Origin of the sequence: Citrobacter sp. C5_2 (genome assembly GCF_014596845.2) — a bacterium.
Taxonomy (GTDB): Bacteria; Pseudomonadota; Gammaproteobacteria; order Enterobacterales; family Enterobacteriaceae; genus Citrobacter; species Citrobacter werkmanii.
The window spans coordinates 521,234-540,965 of sequence record NZ_CP115032.1 but is presented as its reverse complement, the minus strand read 5'-3'; the positions used below and the strand labels follow the sequence as shown (position 1 = coordinate 540,965).

Sequence of the window (19,732 nt, the reverse complement as noted above, 5' to 3'; positions counted from 1 at the left end):
ACATTACGTGATATAAACACGGGATTCCACTTCTACGGGATTAGCGGTTATAGTGGCATAATCAGGCGCAGGCATGGAGCCTAAAGCCAACACCCTACGGAAACACAAGACAACGGGAGATGTTCATGACCTGGGAATATGCGCTAATTGGGTTAGTCGTCGGTATCATTATTGGTGCTGTAGCCATGCGTTTTGGTAATCGTAAATTACGCCAACAGCAGGCATTGCAGTACGAACTGGAAAAAAATAAAGCTGAGCTGGAAGAGTACCGCGAAGAGCTGGTGAGCCACTTTGCCCGCAGCGCTGAATTGCTGGATAACATGGCGGACGATTATCGTCAGATCTACCAGCATATGGCGAAAAGCTCGAGCAACCTGCTGCCAGGTATGTCGCCGGAAAACAACCCGTTCCGTAATCGTCTGGCAGAGTCCGAAGCTGGCAACGATCAGGCGCCGGTTCAGATGCCGCGTGACTATTCTGAAGGGGCCTCCGGCCTGCTGCGTAGTGGCGCAAAGCGCGACTAAACGCACATCATTAAGAAATTTATTGGGCGCAGTAATTGCGCCCTCCGCTTCTCTTCCCGTCCCAGCTATTATTTAGTCGTTAGCCTCATTGTGACCAAACCGAAAATTCAATAACATCAAACTGTTTTGAATCATCTTCCGTTTACTCAAGGTACGAGAGCAGGATCCATGAAAAAACAAACCCAGCTGTTGAGTGCATTAGCGTTAAGTGTCGGGTTAACTCTCTCGGCGCCATTCCCGGCCGTTGCGTCGATTCCCGGCCAGGTTCCCGGTCAGGCTGCGCTTCCCAGCCTCGCCCCGATGCTGGAAAAAGTGTTGCCTGCCGTGGTGAGCGTTAGAGTCGAAGGCACCGCAGTCCAAGGACAGAAAGTCCCGGAAGAGTTTAAAAAGTTTTTTGGTGATGAGCTTCCCGACCAACCTTCACAACCTTTTGAAGGGCTGGGCTCAGGGGTTATTATTGATGCCGCAAAAGGCTACGTCCTGACCAATAACCACGTCATTAATCAGGCGCAAAAAATCAGCGTTCAGCTTAACGATGGCCGAGAGTTCGAGGCGAAGCTGATCGGCAGTGACGATCAGAGCGATATCGCCCTGCTGCAAATTCAACACCCCAGTAACCTGACGCAAATCGCCATTGCCGACTCCGACAAACTCCGCGTGGGTGATTTCGCGGTAGCCGTGGGTAACCCGTTCGGTCTCGGGCAAACCGCCACTTCCGGCATTGTATCGGCGTTGGGTCGCAGCGGTCTGAACCTGGAGGGTCTGGAGAACTTTATTCAGACCGACGCCTCTATCAACCGGGGAAACTCCGGCGGCGCGTTACTTAACCTCAACGGTGAGTTGATTGGCATTAACACCGCGATTCTGGCGCCCGGCGGCGGCAGCATCGGCATTGGTTTTGCGATTCCGAGCAACATGGCGCGCACGCTGGCGCAACAGTTGATGCAGTTTGGCGAAATCAAACGCGGTCTGTTAGGGATTAAAGGTACCGAAATGACCGCCGACATCGCCAAAGCGTTCAATCTGAATGTGCAACGCGGCGCGTTTGTCAGCGAGGTTCTGCCTAACTCAGGTTCTGCCAAGGCGGGGGTGAAATCCGGTGACGTCATTACCAGTCTCAACGATAAACCACTCAGCAGCTTTGCCGAACTGCGTTCACGCATTGCGACAACTGAACCAGGAACCAAGGTCAAACTGGGGTTACTGCGTAACGGTAAACCGCTGGAGGTTGAAGTCACCCTCGATACCAGCACGTCATCGTCCGCCAGCGCGGAAATGATCGCCCCTGCGTTGCAAGGCGCTACGCTCAGCGATGGTCAGTTAAAAGATGGCACCAAAGGCATCAAAATTGATAACGTTGAAAAAAGTAGCCCAGCCGCGCAGGCCGGTCTGCATAAAGATGACGTTATCATTGGCGTGAACCGCGATCGCGTAAACTCGATTGCCGAAATGCGTAAGGTGCTGGAAACGAAGCCGTCGATCATTGCTCTGCAAGTGGTTCGCGGTAACGAGAGTATTTACCTGCTCCTGCGTTAACGCATTAAACCGGACATCCCCTCCCCGTGTGATGTCCGGTAAACTCGTGATATGCTGCTGCCGTTCCCTTTTTTAATGACGCCGCCATCATGTTTGTGAAGCTTTTACGTTCGGTCGCGATTGGTTTAATCGTCGGCGCCATTCTGCTGGCGGCGATGCCCTCTCTGCGCAAAATTAATACTCTTACCACACCGCAGTTCGACAGTGCAGATGAAACGCCCGCCAGCTATAACCCAGCGGTTCGCCGTGCTGCACCTGCCGTCGTTAACGTTTATAACCGCAGTATGAACAGCACTGCGCATAACCAGCTTGAGATCCGTACGCTCGGCTCAGGCGTTATCATGGATCAGCGCGGCTATATCATTACCAATAAGCACGTCATTAATGATGCTGACCAAATCATCGTCGCATTACAGGATGGACGTGTATTTGAAGCGCTGCTCGTGGGCTCTGATACGTTAACCGACCTTGCGGTGCTGAAAATCAATGCGACTGGTGGACTGCCGACAATCCCCATTAATAACAAGCGTGTGCCGCACATTGGCGATGTGGTGCTCGCCATCGGTAACCCGTACAACCTTGGGCAAACCATTACCCAGGGGATCATTAGCGCCACCGGCCGTATTGGGCTAAACCCGACAGGACGCCAAAACTTCCTGCAAACGGATGCCTCCATCAACCACGGTAACTCCGGCGGTGCGCTGGTTAACTCATTGGGTGAACTGATGGGCATTAATACGCTGTCATTTGATAAGAGTAACGACGGCGAAACCCCGGAAGGTATTGGCTTTGCTATTCCGTTTCAGTTGGCAACCAAAATTATGGATAAGCTGATTCGTGACGGGCGCGTGATTCGCGGCTATATCGGCATCAGCGGTCGTGAAATTGCGCCACTGCACGCGCAAGGCAGCGGGATGGATCAAATTCAGGGGATAGTGGTTAACGAAGTGGCTCCGGACGGTCCGGCAGCCCAGGCAGGTATTCAGGTCAACGATCTGATCATTTCGGTCAATAATAAACCGGCAGTATCCGCTCTTGAGACCATGGATCAGGTGGCCGAAATTCGCCCAGGTTCAGTCATCTCGGTCGTCGTGATGCGCGATGACAAACAGCTGACGCTGCAGGTGACGATTCAGGAATACCCGGCCACCAACTAACGTCACGTCCTGGCTGCCTACTTACCATGAAAAACCGGAGCACATTGGCTCCGGTTTTTATTAGGCGATATCGTAGAGAGTCAGCACGTAATGCCTGATAGCGCGCAGCTTTCAGGCCTACAAATACACGCTGGCCTCTCTTCGCGTTACTTAACGAATTCTTCGCCCAGAGTAATATCTTTCTTCAGCGTGTCCAGCATGCCTTCCAGCGCGCTTTGCTCAAACGCGCTCAGCTTACCGATCGACTGACGCTCTTCTACGCCGTTTTTGCCCAGCAGCAACGGCTGAGAGAAGAAGCGAGCATACTGGCCGTCGCCTTCAACGTAAGCACATTCAACCACGCCTTTTTCGCCGCTCAGTGCGCGAACCAGTGACAGGCCGAAACGTGCTGCGGCCTGACCCATAGACAGGGTAGCAGATCCGCCACCGGCTTTAGCTTCCACAACTTCAGTACCCGCGTTCTGGATACGTTTGGTCAGGTCAGCCGCTTCTTGCTCGGTGAAGCTCACGCCAGGAATTTGTGACAGCAATGGCAGAATGGTCACGCCAGAGTGGCCGCCAATAACCGGGACTTCAACGTCGCCAGGCTGTTTGCCTTTCAGTTCCGCAACAAAGGTATTGGAGCGGATAATGTCCAGCGTGGTCACGCCAAACAGTTTGTTCTTATCGTATACGCCTGCTTTTTTCAGCACTTCTGCAGCGATAGCAACGGTCGTGTTCACCGGGTTGGTGATGATACCGATACATGCTTTCGGACAGGTTTTAGCAACCTGCTGCACCAGGTTTTTCACGATACCGGCGTTGACGTTGAACAGGTCGGAACGATCCATACCCGGTTTACGCGCGACGCCCGCAGAGATCAGTACCACATCAGCACCTTCCAGTGCAGGGGTAGCGTCTTCGCCGCTGAAGCCTTTGATTTTCACAGCAGTAGGGATATGGCTCAAATCAACGGCCACACCAGGCGTTACTGGAGCGATGTCATACAGGGAGAGTTCTGAACCTGAAGGCAGTTGGGTTTTTAACAGTAATGCTAGCGCCTGACCGATACCACCAGCAGCGCCGAGGACTGCAACTTTCATCCTAAACTCCTTATTATATTGATAAGCAAAGTGTCGATTGCTCCGCGGCGGCGACCTTAATTCACAAATCCAACGAATACAACAACCACGCGTCAAGAATGCGTAGTCACGCAAATTTGGCTTTTATGCATTTAACTTACGTAAAATAAAACCTAAGTTACGTAATTCAAAACCACCCGCACAGTAGAGCAACTTTCCAACAGGTGCTGACAATATACCCTACCCACCTCTCAAAACAACATCAATTTTATAACAATTAATTTACTTTTAACCTTATTTGCGAGCCGTGACACAGGCATGTTTCTTGATAACGAAATTTGATAAAATTCCGCTCTTTCATAACATTATTTCAGCCTTTACCAGGGCAGACCGTTTGCATAAAAATTCATCTGTATGCACAATAATGTTGATTCTACCGCCATATTACGGGTGACTTATGCGAAGCTCGGCAAAACAAGAAGAATTAGTGAAGGCGTTTAAAGCGCTACTTAAAGAAGAAAAGTTCAGCTCTCAGGGCGAAATCGTCCTCGCCTTGCAGGATCAGGGCTTTGATAATATCAATCAGTCCAAGGTTTCACGCATGCTGACCAAGTTTGGCGCCGTGCGTACACGCAATGCGAAAATGGAAATGGTGTACTGCCTGCCGGCTGAGTTGGGGGTGCCGACAACCTCCAGCCCGCTGAAAAATTTGGTACTGGATATCGACTACAACGATGCGGTCGTGGTTATTCACACCAGCCCCGGCGCCGCTCAGTTGATTGCCCGTCTGTTGGATTCGTTGGGTAAAGCGGAAGGTATTTTGGGAACGATTGCCGGTGACGATACCATCTTCACCACGCCAGCTAAGGGTTTTACGGTAAAAGATCTGTACGAAGCCATTCTGGAGCTGTTCGAACAAGAACTGTAATACCTCCTTCCCCGTCGACTCCCGGCGGGGAAAAACCTCTGCTTCCCCCTCTTGGTTCTATTTTCCACTGCCATTCATTTAACAAATGGTGCGTTTAACCGCTAAAATTCGTTCACATAGTGAATATGAAGGCTGAAAAACGCACATTTTGCAAAATACAGTATCTCATTGATTTTACTTAATTTAATTCTATATGAATGTTAAAAACGCCAGTTTTAATTCCTTTAAGTTATAAAAAATAATCTTCTTAAAACGTAATAACCATAGAAACAATTAGCGTGGTATTAATTTATCGCGTTATTAGTGTATACTTGATTTTGTGATGAGGGTCACGAAACAAGACCCACAATAAAAGAATTCGACGAGGTAAATATCATGAAAATCAAAACTACTGTTGCAACTTTAAGTCTTCTTTCTGTTCTCTCTTTCGGTGCAAGCGCCGCGGTTACTCAGGTGAACTCACAAGAAGCACAGAACCTGCAATCCATGGGTAGCATCTCTGTATCTCAGATCGGTAGTTCACCAATGGATATGCGTCAGGCTATCGCCGCTAAAGCTGAAAAAGCGGGTGCCAGCAGCTATCGCGTCACCGAACTCCGTGAAGGTGCTCACTGGCACGCGACTGCAGAACTGTACAAATAAACCCTCGTCGTCTAAACCGACGACTTGCCCCCGCCTGCCGGGGGCTTTTTTGTACCTTACATTGAGTGACGAACATTAAAACGCAACTGCCCTTCCAGCTCTTCTTCCGCTTCATCGAACAGTAATATTAATGCGCCATATCGCCTGCGTAGTTTGTCCGGCAAATGGACAAATTCAATCTCCACCGGCAGCGGCAAGACATCTCCGGTAACGACCTCCCACAGAGAATCTAAATCGACCACTTTTTCCCGGGTCAGACCAAATGCGCGCGTGAACTCGCGGTAGAAATCACCCTGGTCTTCTATCTCGTCAAAATCAAACGTATAGATGTTCATCTATAGCCACCATCCCGACGCCAGTCACTCTACGGACCACCAATATGCAGGGCCTCCCGCATTTCAGGTAAGTATAGCCATAAAAAAACCGACGCTTCTGGCATCGGTTTTTTGTGCTTAATTGCTGGTCAGCGCGTGCTGGTATTTGTGTAGCATCCCACTGAGTCGTTTTACCGGCTCGGTCACCTGTGGAGGGGCTTGCCAGATGATTAACTTCTCCTGATAGATCTCAAGCTCTTCCAGCAACTGGCTAAAGTAGCGGCGGCGTTTATCGTCATTTCCTGCTGAAATCACATGATCGGCGGTGCGACGCAACTGGCGATGGAAGGCAGATAAATCCTCATTTACCGGTACCGGCGCATCACGCAGACGCTGATGCGCGATAATCATCGTCAGCGCCAGGCGAAACTTCGCCAGGTCGCCGGGGAATTTGTTCATCAGTAAAAACAACTGCTGATAAAGCGCCGGAAGGTGGTTTTCTTTACGACGAACCACGTTGGTAGTCATTGCAGAAACCGCCGCGGAGACAAACTGGTTGAGTAACACGCGACCAGTTCTGTCCCGCGAGTTATCGCGTACCAGCAGAATGACGATAAACGCCAGCACACAACCAACAATCTGCCCCAGCGCACTGTCAAGAAACTGGCTAAAGTGGAAGGTCATCGGGTTATCCAGCACGATGATATTAATGGTGCTGGCCAGCGCGCCCATCGATCCCAGCCGTCGTTTCTGCACCTCGATTCCCAGAAAGAATCCCAGCACGGCCAGGCTCAGACACAACAACAGCATACTTTGCTGCGTATTGGGGATAATCACCAGAAAATAGAGCGCCCCGAGTGGTAATGCCGCCAACGTACCGTAGATAAAATCTATCGCCACCATCCGAGGGTTAGGCAGGCGCATTGCCAGCGAGGTGACAACCGCAATCATCACCATCGCGCCGCTGCCGGATGTCCAGCCAGTCCACAGCCAGAATAAGGTGCCCAGCACACAGGAGAGCGTGGTACGCCAGAAGTTGACCATCGCATGGTGACGCTCGGCGGACTCCACTTTCACTACCGGCTCGCCTTGCAGGATCTCTTCTTCCGTCGCGCTAATTTTTGTATTACTCACCACACCGCGTTTCAGTAGCAAGTAGCGCGTCGCCGCACCTGCCCAGCTATAAATCGTTACCGGTGTTTCACGTTCGCCAGTCCAGACAATAACCCGACGCATCCGCTTCAACTGTTTATGGACATCCTGCACCGTTTCAACCGGCGTATCGAACAACTCGCGGAAGGTGTCGGTGATAAGTTCCGGGCGGGTATTTTGAATAAGGTAAGTTTCACAGGACTGAGTAATGAGCGTGAGCGACAGCGTGTTTAATGCTTTGAGTCTGCGATTAGCACGCACCCAACGTGAAGACTCCATATTGAGGTTGCTGCGCATGCCCTCCAGCGCCGCCGTTCGGCGGACTAAATCGCCCCAGGCTTTGTCCACTTCTTCGCTGTCGCCATGCTTTATACACAACTGCATAAGCTGATACTGCGCCACCAGCAGGCTGTCCAGTTCGACATCAATTTCCTGTTTCACCGAGCGGGGCGAAAAGAGCAGATCGGCAACAATAGCGCAGACAATCCCCATCACAATCTCGCTGCAACGCTCAAGTGCAAATTGCGGCGTCAACAACGGTTCAGCCTGGATAGTAATGACGATGATCAGCGCCGTATAACCCGAAAGTCCCCAGGCATAGGAATTCTCGATCTTCACCAGCGACGAGATCCAGGTACAAAAACCGGCCCAGATACAACACACCAGGATCATCAACAACGGAGCGCGGATCATGCTGATAATAATGATCAGGGCGGCAATACAGCCAATAAATGTGCCGACGATACGCAGCATCCCGCGGTAGCGGATGGCGCCTGAATAGGGTTCCCCACCGGCGGCAAAAGCCGGGCCTGCTGCCACAATTGCCGCGGTCAACACCGCCCAACGCGGAGTCTCAAGCTGAAAGTGAAAACCAACGAACAGCGCCAGAACAATTGCGCACGCCAGTTTTACCGCGAAGCGGATATGCTGGTTAGCAATGGAAAAAATACCCATCGCAATTAACCGAACTCGCGCAGGCGGTGCGCCATTTTACGGAAGAAGGATTCCTGACTGGCATCGCGATCCTGCTTACCGGTGATAACAACGGTAGCCGTCGTCCCGGCTGGCCACAGGGTTCCCTGCTGCTCATCAAGACGAATGCGCACCGGTACACGCTGTGCCAGACGGACCCATTCAAGATTGGAATCAATGGTCGCCATACCTTTTGCGTCTCGCGTGCTGCTGGCATTCGTTACGCCAGCCGCCACGCTATCAACGGTACCCTTCAACACATTATTGCTACCAAGCGGGGTAATTTCAGCGCGATATCCAGGGCGTACGCCTTCCAGCTTGGTTTCTTCCATATACGCCAGGACATAGAACGAGTGCTGTTTTACCAGCGCTACCGCCGTGGAGCCACGGGTAATAAATTCGCCGCTGTAAACATTCAGGTTAGTCACCCAACCATCCGCTGGCGCACGAATAACGGTACGTTCAAGATCCAATTTTGCCAAATCGCGGGTCGCTTGCGCCTTCGCCAACTGGTGTAATACGGTTTGCAGTACGTTGTTAGACTGATCAATCTCTTCACGAGACATGGCCTGTACGCCCAGACGGTTACGACGACCGGCTTCCTGACGTTTTTCCTGCGCCAGAACCTGGTAATAAGAGACGTCGGCTTCAGCCTGTTCGAGGGCTTTTTTATAGCGCGGTTGGTCGATGGTAAACAGCACCTGATCCTTTTTCACCAGTTGGTTATCATGGACGTTAACGTTGGAAATAAGACCCGCAACGTCCGGCGCAATGGCGACGACATCAGCGCTGAAACGCGCATCACGCGTCCACGGCGACTCGGTGTAGAACACCCATGCGCGAAAAATAGCAATGAAGGCCAGAATGACCAGTACGAGAGTCATGGCCGTACGGGAGAGTTTTTTTGTTAGTGTTTTCACTTCAACCTCAAACGAACAGGCGCGTTATTAAATAGAACAGGCAGCAATACAGCGCGGTGTTAAACAGAGCCGGATGCCAGACAAAATCATAGATGCCAGTTGGAACCAGCACCCGGCGCACCAGCCAGAAAATCGCCAGTGACAAAAGCAATTCGAAAAAAATCGGTGGGAAGGACAGACCAAACACCACGATAACGGGAAACAGACTCATGTTGACCTTGGTAGCTTAAGAGAGTGCAGGTGATAGATTTTCTAGCGTATGTCACCGCAGAGAAGGGCAAGGATGAGCCAGGCGAGAGCGACATAGCCGTTATTTGAATAATAATATATTAACGTAACTGTTATGCTGTTATCTATATTATGTGATCTAAATCACTTTTAAGCCAGAGTGAATAATGGAACGATTAAAACGTATGTCGGTGTTCGCCAAAGTTGTCGAACTGGGCTCCTTCACCGCCGCCGCAAGACAGCTGCAAATGAGCGTTTCATCGATAAGCCAGACGGTCTCTAAACTGGAAGATGAACTACAGGTCAAGCTGCTAAACCGCAGTACGCGCAGCATTGGGCTAACCGAAGCCGGTAAAATTTATTATCAGGGCTGCCGTCGAATGCTGCACGAAGCGCAGGATGTGCATGAGCAGCTGTATGCCTTTAATAACACTCCTATCGGCACATTGCGTATTGGCTGTTCTTCAACCATGGCACAAAATGTCCTCGCCGGGCTGACGGCGAAAATGCTGAAAGAGTACCCCGGCCTGACGGTAAATCTGGTCACCGGCATCCCGGCACCGGATTTAATTGCTGATGGCCTGGACGTGGTCATCCGCGTCGGCGCGTTACAAGACTCCAGCCTGTTTTCACGTCGTCTGGGAGCCATGCCGATGGTGGTCTGCGCCGCTAAAAGTTATCTCGCCCAGTTTGGCGTTCCGGAAAAACCTGCCGATCTCAGCAATCACTCATGGCTGGAATATAGCGTGCGCCCGGATAACGAATTCGAGCTTATCGCCCCGGAGGGGATCTCTACCCGCCTGATTCCAGAGGGGCGTTTCGTCACTAACGATCCGATGACGCTGGTGCGCTGGCTGGCCGCAGGCGCGGGTATTGCCTATGTACCATTGATGTGGGTGATCAATGAGATCAATCGCGGCGAGGTGGAGATCCTGCTTCCCCGCTACCAGTCGGATCCACGTCCGGTCTATGCGCTGTACACCGAAAAAGACAAACTGCCGCTTAAGGTTCAGGTAGTGATTAACTATCTGACGGATTATTTTGTCGATGTGGCGCAGCTGTTTCAGGGAATGTATGGTCGAGGGAAAGAGAAATAAAGAGTCCAGGCCGGATAAGGCGTTAACGCCGCATCCGGCAAGATGCCCGATGGCACTGACGCTTATCGGGCCAGGATCATGATGCTATGCGGTGCCGCCGACCGTCAAATTATCGACCTTCAGCGTCGGCTGGCCCACGCCCACCGGCAGGCTTTGCCCTTCTTTACCGCAAACGCCTACGCCGTTATCCAGTTTCAGATCGTTACCTACCATCGAAATTTGCTGCATCGCTTCGATACCGGAGCCAATCAGCGTCGCGCCTTTCACGGGTTTGGTCACTTTACCGTTTTCAATCAGATACGCTTCGGACGTTGAGAACACAAATTTCCCGGAGGTGATATCCACCTGACCACCGCCGAAGTTCGGCGCATAAATGCCGTATTCGACGGATTCAATGATTTCCTGCGGCGTGGATTTGCCCGGCAGCATATAGGTGTTGGTCATCCGCGGCATCGGCAGGTGCGCGTAAGATTCACGGCGTCCGTTACCCGTTGGCGCCACACCCATCAGGCGCGCATTCAGTTTGTCCTGCATGTAGCCTTTCAGAATACCGTTTTCGATCAGCACGTTGTACTGGCCCGGTGTACCTTCGTCATCAATAGCCACGGATCCACGACGGTCCGCCATTGTGCCATCATCTACTACGGTACACAGTTCTGACGCGACCAGTTCACCCATATGACCGCTAAATACCGAGGTGCCACGGCGGTTAAAGTCGCCTTCCAGACCATGACCGACCGCTTCGTGCAGCAGAACGCCAGGCCAGCCAGCGCCGAGTACCACCGGTAACGTACCTGCCGGCGCGGCTACTGCGGACAGATTGACCAGCGCCATGCGCACAGCCTCTTTCGCCCACGCGTCGGCACGCACGTCACCATCGAGATCGCCGAGGAAATAGTCATAACCAAAGCGACCGCCGCCACCGCTCGCGCCGCGCTCACGCTTACCGTCTTCTTCGACCTGCACGCTGACGGACAAACGCACCAGTGGACGGACATCCGCGGCCAGCGTACCGTCGGTCGCCGCCACCAGAATCAGCTCATAAACACCGGTCAGGCTGGCGGTCACTTCCTGAACGCGCTTGTCAGCAGCACGCGCAACGCGGTCAACGCGACGCAGAATATCCAGTTTCTCTTCGCGGCTCATGCTTTGTAACGGATCGACCGAAGTGTAAAGCGCCTGATGCTCTACCGCACCCAGCGTTTTTACTTTGCCGTCACCACTGTCGCGCACAATAGTCCGGGCAGCATGCGCACTTTGCTCCAGCGCCAGCAGGCTAATCTGGTCTGCATAGGCAAACCCCGTTTTTTCGCCGCTGATGGCGCGTACGCCAACACCCTGATCAATATTGTAAGAACCATCTTTAATGATGCGGTCTTCTAAAACCCAGGATTCGTGATAGCTCGACTGAAAATAGAGATCGCCGTAATCGAGACGGCGTTCGGCCAGTTGGCCCAGGATGGCAAACAGATCCTGATGTTTCAGGCCATTCGCCGCTAGCAATTGTTCACTTACCAGGTTCAGACTCATCGTTTTGTTACTCATTTAATTCTGCCGGATGGCGGCAAAAACGCCTTATCCGGCCTACGTTGTTAGGCTACTGTAGACCGGATAAGCGCTGCTCCATCCGGCAATACTATGTACTGAGATTGGGGCAATTACTTGCCCCCGTCAAATCATTGCTGGCTTTCTTTGCGCGGCTGACGCAGAACTTCGTTAATCTGCGGCTTATCAACCGGACCGGTGATACGGTAACGCAGAATCGAAACTTTACTCCACAGCGGCCCCAGAACCTTACTGGCGGCAAACACCGCCGCGCCGACAATCGGGTTGACGGCAAATGCGGCGGCAACCCCAACGGTGGCAGAAATTTCAGGCGCGACAACCGCTTCCATATCCAGTTCGCGGCGTACCAGATTCACCGAGCCTTTCATCGCGATGTCAGCTTCCAGACCGTCCACCAGCGTGTCGTCGGTATGCATCACACCATCCTTAATCCACGCCGTGCTGCGAATGGAGTCGAAATAGAAGCCTTCACTGAAGGTATCGCTAAAATCAAAGCGCAGTTTACGTAGCAACGCGTCAAAGCTTAACAGGCGTAACAGTTGCCCCGCATGTCCGGTACTGAGTTCGGTAAGCTCACCTTTGCCCAACCGGGTGCGCAAAATCCCATTCAGCGACGCTTCATCCGGATCCCACGGTGGATTACGCCAGTGCAGGTCGTACTCCACATTGAACGAAGAGTTACGAATCGGCGTCGATACGCCAAAGAAACCGGCGGCAGAGTCAATTTTTTTGCCGTTCAGTTTTCCCTTCAGTGACGTACGCTCTTTACCCGGCACATTCACCCATTCACCATCGGCAGTCAGTCTGGCAAAGCCGGTATCCAACAGACCGTTGCTCAACGAGAGCGTATCGCCTTTGATCGCCACATCGGCATCAATACGTCCATATTTCTGTCCCCACAGCCAACACTCTGCACAGCGGAGTTGAACATCCGGCCAGCCACGGAAGCTGACGTTATTGATGGTAGAGAAAGGCGACGCTGGCGCTGTGCCGGGAGAAGGCTTTGCGGCGCTCGGGTTGTAATAGAGGTATTTAATGTTCGCCAGCCACGGGGCGTTATTGCGCATAGCCAGCGTGGCGTTGATCTCACGCCCCTGCGCCTGCACGCTGGAACCGTTGCCCGAAGGCTCAGACACAATACTTAAATTGTTCCACTGCTGCCCCCCCAGGGATAACGATGGCGTACGTACCGTGATGCGTTGCGGGAAGTTGGCGTTCGAGCCAACGTTATCCGCAGCGCCTTTCTGGAACAATGCCAGCCATTGCGCGCCGTCCATAGGGGGAAGATTGAGCTCAATGCCTTGCTGATCGGGTAACGCGGGCACGGTGCGGCTTTCCGACGTCCAGATAGCACGGTCAAGGGTCAGCTTCTGATTCAGCAGCCAGTGGCTGTTGAAGTGATTCTTGCTCCCTGCGTTGCCGGTGAGATCAAAGCTGCGCAGATTGCCGTTGGCCTTCACGTTTACCGGCAGCGCCTCACCGGCCGCCTTATTCAGTGGAGCAGGTAAGTGACTACTTACATTCTTCAGGTCACTCTTTAACGCAATGTCGTAGGTCGCCCCGGCATGATACGGAAGATTGATATCCACCTTGCCATTCCACGCCATACTGCCGCTTAACGCATCGTTCACCTGCGTCGGCAAAATCCCCATACGGTTTGGCTGCCAGTCGCCTTGCAGATTCACCGCCACCTGATAGGCTTTGGCCCCTTCGGTAGTGGAAAAATCGACGTTCAGCGGCTGATTAAACCAGTTTGCCGTCATCGGCTCGCTCTGCAGATCGCCGTTCACAAAGCTGAATTTTCCGGTCAAATTCTTCAACGTGCTGTCGAGCGGTTTAATAAACAGACTGTTATTACGCAGATTGACATCACCTTTGGCCGTAACCAGCGAGCCATCTAACGGGATATCGAGATGTAAGCGAGCATTCACATCGCCATCAATCTGCAACTGCTCAAGCGTGGCGCCAAGAGAATCTTTTAGCGGCGTATCATCAAAATAAGGTCCAACCGCTTTTCCTGGCCCGTTGATGTCGGCATCAATCAGCAGCTTTTCTTTTGCATAGTCGGGAATATTGGCCGTCAGATTGCTGGCTTTTACGCCGCCTAAATTAACGCCATCCGTTTTCATCCACAGACCGTCGTTAATGAAGTTCAGTTCAATATTGAGGTCAGTCAACGCAGGCCAGTCGGGCTGAAAGGCGAATTTAGCATTGCGTAACGGCACCAGGACCTGAAACTGCCCTTCATTATGCAGATACGGGAACAAATGCGGGTTGCCGCCATACACCAACGTGGCATTATCCGCTTCGCCGCCCTGAATCGCGCCGCTGAGGTAGTCAACCAGCTCTTTGCCCATCAGATTTTCCGGGAAGTAGCGCCAGGCCTGAGAGCCGTCATCAGTACTGATCCCCGCCAGAATGCCTAACCATGGCTCGTCACCGGTCGGTTGCAGATAGCGAAAACCACCGCGCGCATGTACCGCTTTCGCTTTGACATCAATATTGCGCCCATCTAACTGAAAACCTTTATCATTCTTCAGCCAGCTTAGCGTCGCCACGCCGTTTTCTATTTCCAATGGTGCGCGGAAGACGCTCTCATACGGCATGCGGGCTTGCTTGATGGAGGCGGTAAGCGCACCATTTTCCACGCTGCCCGAAAGCGTACCGGAGAAATGCTCCGCCCCCGGTAACAACTTCCACTGTTTCCAGGCCAGATTGGTCCACGAGGACTGGAAACGGGTCTTTTCTGTTGCCTGTAATGGGATATCCAGCGCCAGCACATCAATTTTGCCGCTTGGCTGCGTGGCGCGCCAAATATCCCCCAGCGCTGGCGATAACTTAGCCGCCATCGGGCGCAGCCCTTCTAATCCGGCCAGCTCCAGATTGCTGGCGCGAATGCGTAGCTCGTCACTGCGCTTGTTATTCTCACCACCGACTTCCTGCTCAGGGATCCAGGCCAGCGTTAACGCCCCGCTTGGCCAGGGTTTATCATCCATGGTGATACGGGTATCGGGAATAGAGAATTGCCAGCCCGGCTGTTCGCGGCTAATGTGCGCCGTCAGGTTATCCACGGAGAGCGTATGCGTGCGGTTGTCACCCAGCCAGCTGGCGCCGCCTTTCTTCAGCCAGACATCGCCTCCGGAAACGACGCCTTTATTGATCGTCATCCATGCTTCCAGGCTAAAACGCGCGGTTTGCAACGCGACATTATCCTGCATCCATTTGCCCAGCCACGGTTTGACGTCAATGTCGTCTGCCTGCAGCCAGACCCGACCATTATTCAACAGCCCATTGTCGTCGCGCAGATCCATGCGCACCTGCATAACGCCATGTTGACCGGTCAGACTGGAGAGACTGACCTGCCCCTCAGCGCGATGCCGGTTTTTACCGTTCAGCCAGGTAAGTTGTGGGATCGCCAGTTCAGCGCGCTGGCCTGAGAGGGTTAAAAAGCTGATTTGACTGTCGCGGAGATCGAAATGATCGAACTGACGCAGGAAGAGATCGCTGAGGTGACCCGCTTCAATTCCATCACCGCTTTCACTACTCTGGATAGGGGTATTGGTGCGCAACTGCAATTGCCAGAAGGTGAGATCGCGAAACTGCCAGCGCATGTGCAGTAAACTTTGCCAGACATCCAGCGCTAACGTGACACGTTTTACCGAAAACTCACCGCCGTCTTTGAGCTGCGCGTGGATATCACGCGCTTCAAGCGTAGGGCCGAAATTTTGCCAGTTGGCGGAAAGCTGGCTGGCGGTAACGGGCAGGCCAGTCGCGGATTCAATCTTACCGAGAATGGCCGGACGCCAGCTATCAAGATGAGGTAGCGCAAGGCGCAGTCCACTGACCATCAGCGCTGCAATGACAACGAATGCGGCTCCAGTGAGCAGTAATATCCCCGGCAATCGCCTCACGCGCCTCTCCTTGTCTGCAAAAAAATGTGACTCACACCCCTTGAGTGTATATTGCCGGATGGCGGCGCTTGCGCCTTATCCGGCCTACATGCGCTGGTGCTACTACTCAATTACATCATTACGACGTCGAACTGCTCCTGGTTATAGAGCGGTTCAACCTGGACTTTGACCTGTTTACCCACAAAGATTTCGACTTCCGCCAGCGCATGCGACTCTTCGCCTTTCAGGGTTTCTGCCACTGCCGGAGATGCATAAACCAGGAAGCGATCGGAGTCGTATGCATGGTGTACGCGGACAATTTCGCGCATGATTTCATAGCATACGGTTTCCACCGTTTTCACGGTACCGCGTCCATGACAGGTAGGGCACTCATTGCACAGCACATGCTCCACGCTTTCACGCGTGCGCTTACGCGTCATCTCCACCAGGCCCAGCTGTGAAAAACCGTTAATGCTGGTTTTTACGCGGTCCTTGCTCAGAGCCTGCTCCAGAGAGTGCAACACCCGGCGCCGATGATCTTCATTATTCATGTCGATAAAATCGATAATGATAATGCCGCCCAGGTTACGCAGACGCAGTTGACGCGCAATGGCCTGCGTTGCTTCAATATTAGTATTAAAAATAGTGTCGTCGAGATTACGATGTCCAACAAACGCGCCGGTATTGATATCCACGGTGGTCATCGCTTCGGTTTGATCAATGATCAAATAGCCGCCGGATTTCAGCTCAACCTTGCGTTCCAGCGCGCGCTGGATTTCATTCTCAACGTCAAAGAGATCGAAAATAGGCTGACGTCCGCTGTAATGCTCCAGCTTGCTGGTCATCTCGGGAATGTACTCCGCCGTAAATTCCAGCAACGCCTCATAGGTCAGGCGAGAGTCGACGCGGATCCGATCAAGCTGGGCATCGGCAAAATCACGCAAAACGCGCTGCGCCAGCGCAAGTTCGCCATACATCTGGTAGCGCGTTTGCGGACGTTTTTTGCGCTCCATGACTTTCGTCCAGACGCGCTTCAGGTAGGCAGCATCCGAGGCCAGATCCTCTTCGCATACGCCTTCCGCCGCCGTACGAATAATAAATCCGCCCTGCTCATCACAGTAATCGGCTACCACTTTTTTCAGACGTTCGCGTTCGCTTTCGCTTTCGATACGTTGGGAAACACCAACGTGCGACGCGCCCGGCATAAAAACAAGATAACGGGAAGGCAGCGTAATGTCCGTCGTCAGGCGAGCGCCCTTAGTACCCAGCGGATCTTTTACCACCTGCACCATCAAATCCTGGCCCTGGCGAACCAGTTCAGAAATGTCGCGAACGGTGAACTGTTTTTGTTCTTCACCGGCCACGCATTCGGTGTGTGGCATGATGTCTGAAGCGTGAAGAAATGCGGCTTTATCCAGTCCAATATCTACAAAAGCCGCCTGCATACCCGGAAGTACACGACTTACACGACCTTTGTAGATATTGCCTACGATTCCACGTCGCGCCTCACGTTCAATATGAATTTCCTGCAGAATACCGCCATCAATGTAAGCCACCCGCGTTTCCGATGGCGTTACGTTTACCAACAATTCAGCCGTCATGTTTATCCCTTTGCTCACGCAGTGCGTTAAAATTGGTCAGCAACTCATACGTTTCTACCAGCGGTAAGCCGACTACGGCGTGATAGCTGCCATTTATCTTCCTGACAAAACAGCCACCCAACCCTTGAATACCGTATGCACCTGCTTTATCCATTGGTTCACCGCTGGCAACATAACCCGCGATGTCCTCATCGGTGAGTGCTCTGAATGTCACTTCCGTCACCACCAGACAGTCCAGACTGTGCTGGCGATCGGCCAATGCCACGGCGGTCATGACCTGATGCGTGTTGCCCGACAGCTTACGCAGCATTGCGGCGGCATGGGCGGCGTCGTGCGGTTTTTCCAGCACTTCGCCGTTAAGAATAACAATGGTATCCGCACCCAATACTGGCAAATCGCGCTGCGCCAACGCAACGCCAGCCTGCGCTTTTTCGCGCGCCAGACGAGAAACGTACTGCTGCGCGCTTTCCTGCGGGTGCCGCTGTTCTTCAATCCCAGGAACCAGCCGTTCAAACATGATACCAAGTTGAGCGAGCAGTTCCTGACGACGTGGAGAACTTGAAGCAAGATACAGAGTATTCATATCAACCTTTATTGCACCGCAAACTGCTGACGGATTTTACGCATCAGTAAGAATAGCCATGGCCAGAGCACACCATTCACTACACTACTCCAGAACACTTCAGGTCTGAAAGAGACATTGATCACTAAAAACTCGGCCCAGAAAACAATAATATCCACGACCAGTGATAACAACACGACCACCAGCGCCTGTTGCCAGAGCGCGAGGTTGCGGAATAGCTGGAATTTCAGCGCGACCAGATAGGCAATGATACTCATCGACAAGGCCCGCACGCCAAGCGTGGAACCGCTAATGAGATCCAGTATGGCACCCACCACGAACCCTGTGCCCACATTTACGCGATGCGGTAGCGCCAGAATCCAATACAACAAGATGAGCAGCACCCAGTTTGGCCGGAAAACAAGAATGTCATCCGGCCAGGGCATAACTTGCAGCAACAGTGCAATAAGGAACGAAAGCCAAATAACCCAACGCCCCTGGCTACGATAGCTTGCCACTTACTGTCCTCCCGGCTTACGCGGAGCAGGTTGTGGCGACGTGGTGTCCGTAGGCGCTGTAGTGACGCCTGTAGCAGGTGCCGGTACTGGCGCAGGCGGCCCCATGGCATCTGGCGCAGGCAGAACTTGCGGCATCATTTGCATCAAACGTTCATTGGCAACACGGTGTACTTCTTCCGGCGTCATCGGATTGGCGCCGTTACGATCGGCTCCCCACAACAGCAGCAGATAGCGCAAACGCTGCAAACCCGCGGTCGGACGAGCCTGAATGACGGTATAAGCACGCTGAGTGTCCAGCTTAACGGAAGAAACAACAGCAACCGGATAACCTTCCGGGAAGCGTCCACCCAAACCGGAAGTCACCAGCACATCGCCAACGCGAATGTCGGTGTTCGCCGGCAGATGTTCGAGCTGAAGATCGTCCGTACAACCGTTGCCCGCAGCAATGACGCGAATATCGTTACGCAGAACCTGGATTGGCAGAGCATGCGTCGCATCGCAAATCAGCAGTACGCGGCTGGTCAGTTTTGCTACCGCAACGACCTGACCCACTACACCTTTGTCGCTGATAACTGGCTGACCTTCGTAGACGCCGTTAACGCTCCCTTTGTCGATCACGACCTGATCGCTGTATGGGTCATTAACCGTTGAGATGACCTGCGTCACCATCTTTTGTTCGTCCTGACGCAATGGGGATCCCAGCAGCTCGCGCAAACGCGCGTTCTCCTGTTTATATTGCCCCAGCATCAGCAGCTCGCTATTTTTCAGCAGCAGTTCCTGACGCAGCGCCCGGTTTTCAAGTTCGAGTTGGTCACGCGAAGCCAGCGTTTGCGACACGCCGTCGAGTAATTCACGAGGACCATTAGAGATAAAGTAGAAAGGACTGACGGCGGTATCCATGTACGTTCGGATTTGACTAAACGTACCCAGGCGGCTGTCGGCAATAATAACGCCGAGCGCCACCAGCACCGCCAGAATAAGGCGAATCTGTAGCGACGGGCCACGGCTAAAAATTGGCTTCATAGTCTATGCGTATTCTCGTATCAGAGCGGAAGGGCAACCCG

Annotated in this window: 17 protein-coding genes; 6 read left to right on the top strand and 11 right to left on the bottom strand. The window is 52.8% G+C overall.

Annotated features, from left to right (window positions below):
- Positions 1-125 precede the first annotated feature (125 nt).
- From zapG to degS, 3 genes are all read left to right on the top strand, one after another.
- Positions 126-524, top strand: coding sequence for a Z-ring associated protein ZapG (zapG, locus tag ICA20_RS02665; RefSeq protein ID WP_003025147.1), 399 nt, complete (start codon positions 126-128; stop codon positions 522-524).
- Between the two features lie 168 nt (positions 525-692).
- Positions 693-2,060, top strand: a complete 1,368-nt coding sequence (gene degQ, locus ICA20_RS02660) for a serine endoprotease DegQ (protein WP_038634331.1) — start codon at positions 693-695, stop codon at positions 2,058-2,060.
- 89 nt (positions 2,061-2,149) lie between these two features.
- Positions 2,150-3,217 carry an outer membrane-stress sensor serine endopeptidase DegS gene (gene degS, locus ICA20_RS02655; protein ID WP_038634334.1) on the top strand — a complete coding sequence of 356 codons (1,068 nt, stop codon included), beginning with the start codon at positions 2,150-2,152 and terminating at the stop codon, positions 3,215-3,217.
- A 146-nt stretch (positions 3,218-3,363) separates the two neighbouring features.
- Here the strand turns inward: degS and mdh are convergent, their stop codons facing one another.
- Entirely contained in the window at positions 3,364-4,299 is a 936-nt protein-coding gene (mdh, locus tag ICA20_RS02650) for a malate dehydrogenase (RefSeq protein WP_038634337.1), read from the bottom strand.
- Positions 4,300-4,735: 436 nt separating this feature from the next.
- On the opposite strand from mdh, the gene argR reads away from it, so the two are divergent.
- Positions 4,736-5,206: a transcriptional regulator ArgR gene (argR, locus tag ICA20_RS02645; RefSeq protein WP_003025162.1), complete on the top strand. Its 471-nt coding sequence runs from the start codon at positions 4,736-4,738 to the stop codon at positions 5,204-5,206.
- A gap of 375 nt (positions 5,207-5,581) precedes the next feature.
- Positions 5,582-5,848, top strand: coding sequence for a peroxide/acid stress response protein YhcN (gene yhcN, locus ICA20_RS02640; protein WP_038634340.1), 267 nt, complete (start codon positions 5,582-5,584; stop codon positions 5,846-5,848).
- 56 nt (positions 5,849-5,904) lie between these two features.
- Here yhcN and ICA20_RS02635 read toward each other — a convergent pair whose 3' ends face one another.
- The 4 genes from ICA20_RS02635 to aaeX form a co-directional block, all read right to left on the bottom strand.
- A complete protein-coding gene (locus ICA20_RS02635) occupies positions 5,905-6,183 on the bottom strand; it encodes a hypothetical protein (protein WP_038634342.1) in 279 nt (92 codons plus the stop codon).
- A 117-nt stretch (positions 6,184-6,300) separates the two neighbouring features.
- Positions 6,301-8,268, bottom strand: a complete 1,968-nt coding sequence (gene aaeB, locus ICA20_RS02630) for a p-hydroxybenzoic acid efflux pump subunit AaeB (RefSeq protein WP_038634345.1) — start codon at positions 8,266-8,268, stop codon at positions 6,301-6,303.
- 5 nt (positions 8,269-8,273) lie between these two features.
- Positions 8,274-9,206, bottom strand: a complete 933-nt coding sequence (gene aaeA, locus ICA20_RS02625; RefSeq protein WP_038634348.1) for a p-hydroxybenzoic acid efflux pump subunit AaeA — start codon at positions 9,204-9,206, stop codon at positions 8,274-8,276.
- A gap of 7 nt (positions 9,207-9,213) precedes the next feature.
- The gene (aaeX, locus tag ICA20_RS02620; RefSeq protein ID WP_003025177.1) at positions 9,214-9,417 is read right to left on the bottom strand and encodes a p-hydroxybenzoic acid efflux pump operon protein AaeX; all 204 of its coding nucleotides are present in this window, start codon (positions 9,415-9,417) and stop codon (positions 9,214-9,216) included.
- 184 nt (positions 9,418-9,601) lie between these two features.
- Between aaeX and aaeR the strand changes: the two genes are divergently transcribed.
- The gene (gene aaeR / locus ICA20_RS02615) at positions 9,602-10,531 is read left to right on the top strand and encodes an HTH-type transcriptional activator AaeR (RefSeq protein ID WP_038634351.1); all 930 of its coding nucleotides are present in this window, start codon (positions 9,602-9,604) and stop codon (positions 10,529-10,531) included.
- Positions 10,532-10,615: 84 nt separating this feature from the next.
- On the opposite strand, the gene tldD is transcribed toward aaeR, so the two are convergent.
- The 6 genes from tldD to mreC form a co-directional block, all read right to left on the bottom strand.
- On the bottom strand, positions 10,616-12,061 hold the full coding sequence (gene tldD, locus ICA20_RS02610) for a metalloprotease TldD (RefSeq protein WP_038642897.1): 1,446 nt from the start codon (positions 12,059-12,061) through the stop codon (positions 10,616-10,618).
- 146 nt (positions 12,062-12,207) lie between these two features.
- On the bottom strand, positions 12,208-16,008 hold the full coding sequence (gene yhdP, locus ICA20_RS02605; protein ID WP_038634353.1) for an AsmA2 domain-containing protein YhdP: 3,801 nt from the start codon (positions 16,006-16,008) through the stop codon (positions 12,208-12,210).
- A 110-nt stretch (positions 16,009-16,118) separates the two neighbouring features.
- Positions 16,119-17,588, bottom strand: a complete 1,470-nt coding sequence (gene rng / locus ICA20_RS02600; RefSeq protein WP_038634356.1) for a ribonuclease G — start codon at positions 17,586-17,588, stop codon at positions 16,119-16,121.
- The gene (locus ICA20_RS02595) at positions 17,578-18,171 is read right to left on the bottom strand and encodes a nucleoside triphosphate pyrophosphatase (protein ID WP_038634359.1); all 594 of its coding nucleotides are present in this window, start codon (positions 18,169-18,171) and stop codon (positions 17,578-17,580) included. Before ICA20_RS02595 ends, rng begins: the two co-directional genes overlap by 11 nt.
- Positions 18,172-18,179: 8 nt before the next feature.
- Positions 18,180-18,668 carry a rod shape-determining protein MreD gene (gene mreD, locus ICA20_RS02590; protein ID WP_038634362.1) on the bottom strand — a complete coding sequence of 163 codons (489 nt, stop codon included), beginning with the start codon at positions 18,666-18,668 and terminating at the stop codon, positions 18,180-18,182.
- Positions 18,669-19,691: a rod shape-determining protein MreC gene (gene mreC, locus ICA20_RS02585; RefSeq protein WP_038634365.1), complete on the bottom strand. Its 1,023-nt coding sequence runs from the start codon at positions 19,689-19,691 to the stop codon at positions 18,669-18,671.
- Between the last annotated feature and the right edge of the window lie 41 nt (positions 19,692-19,732).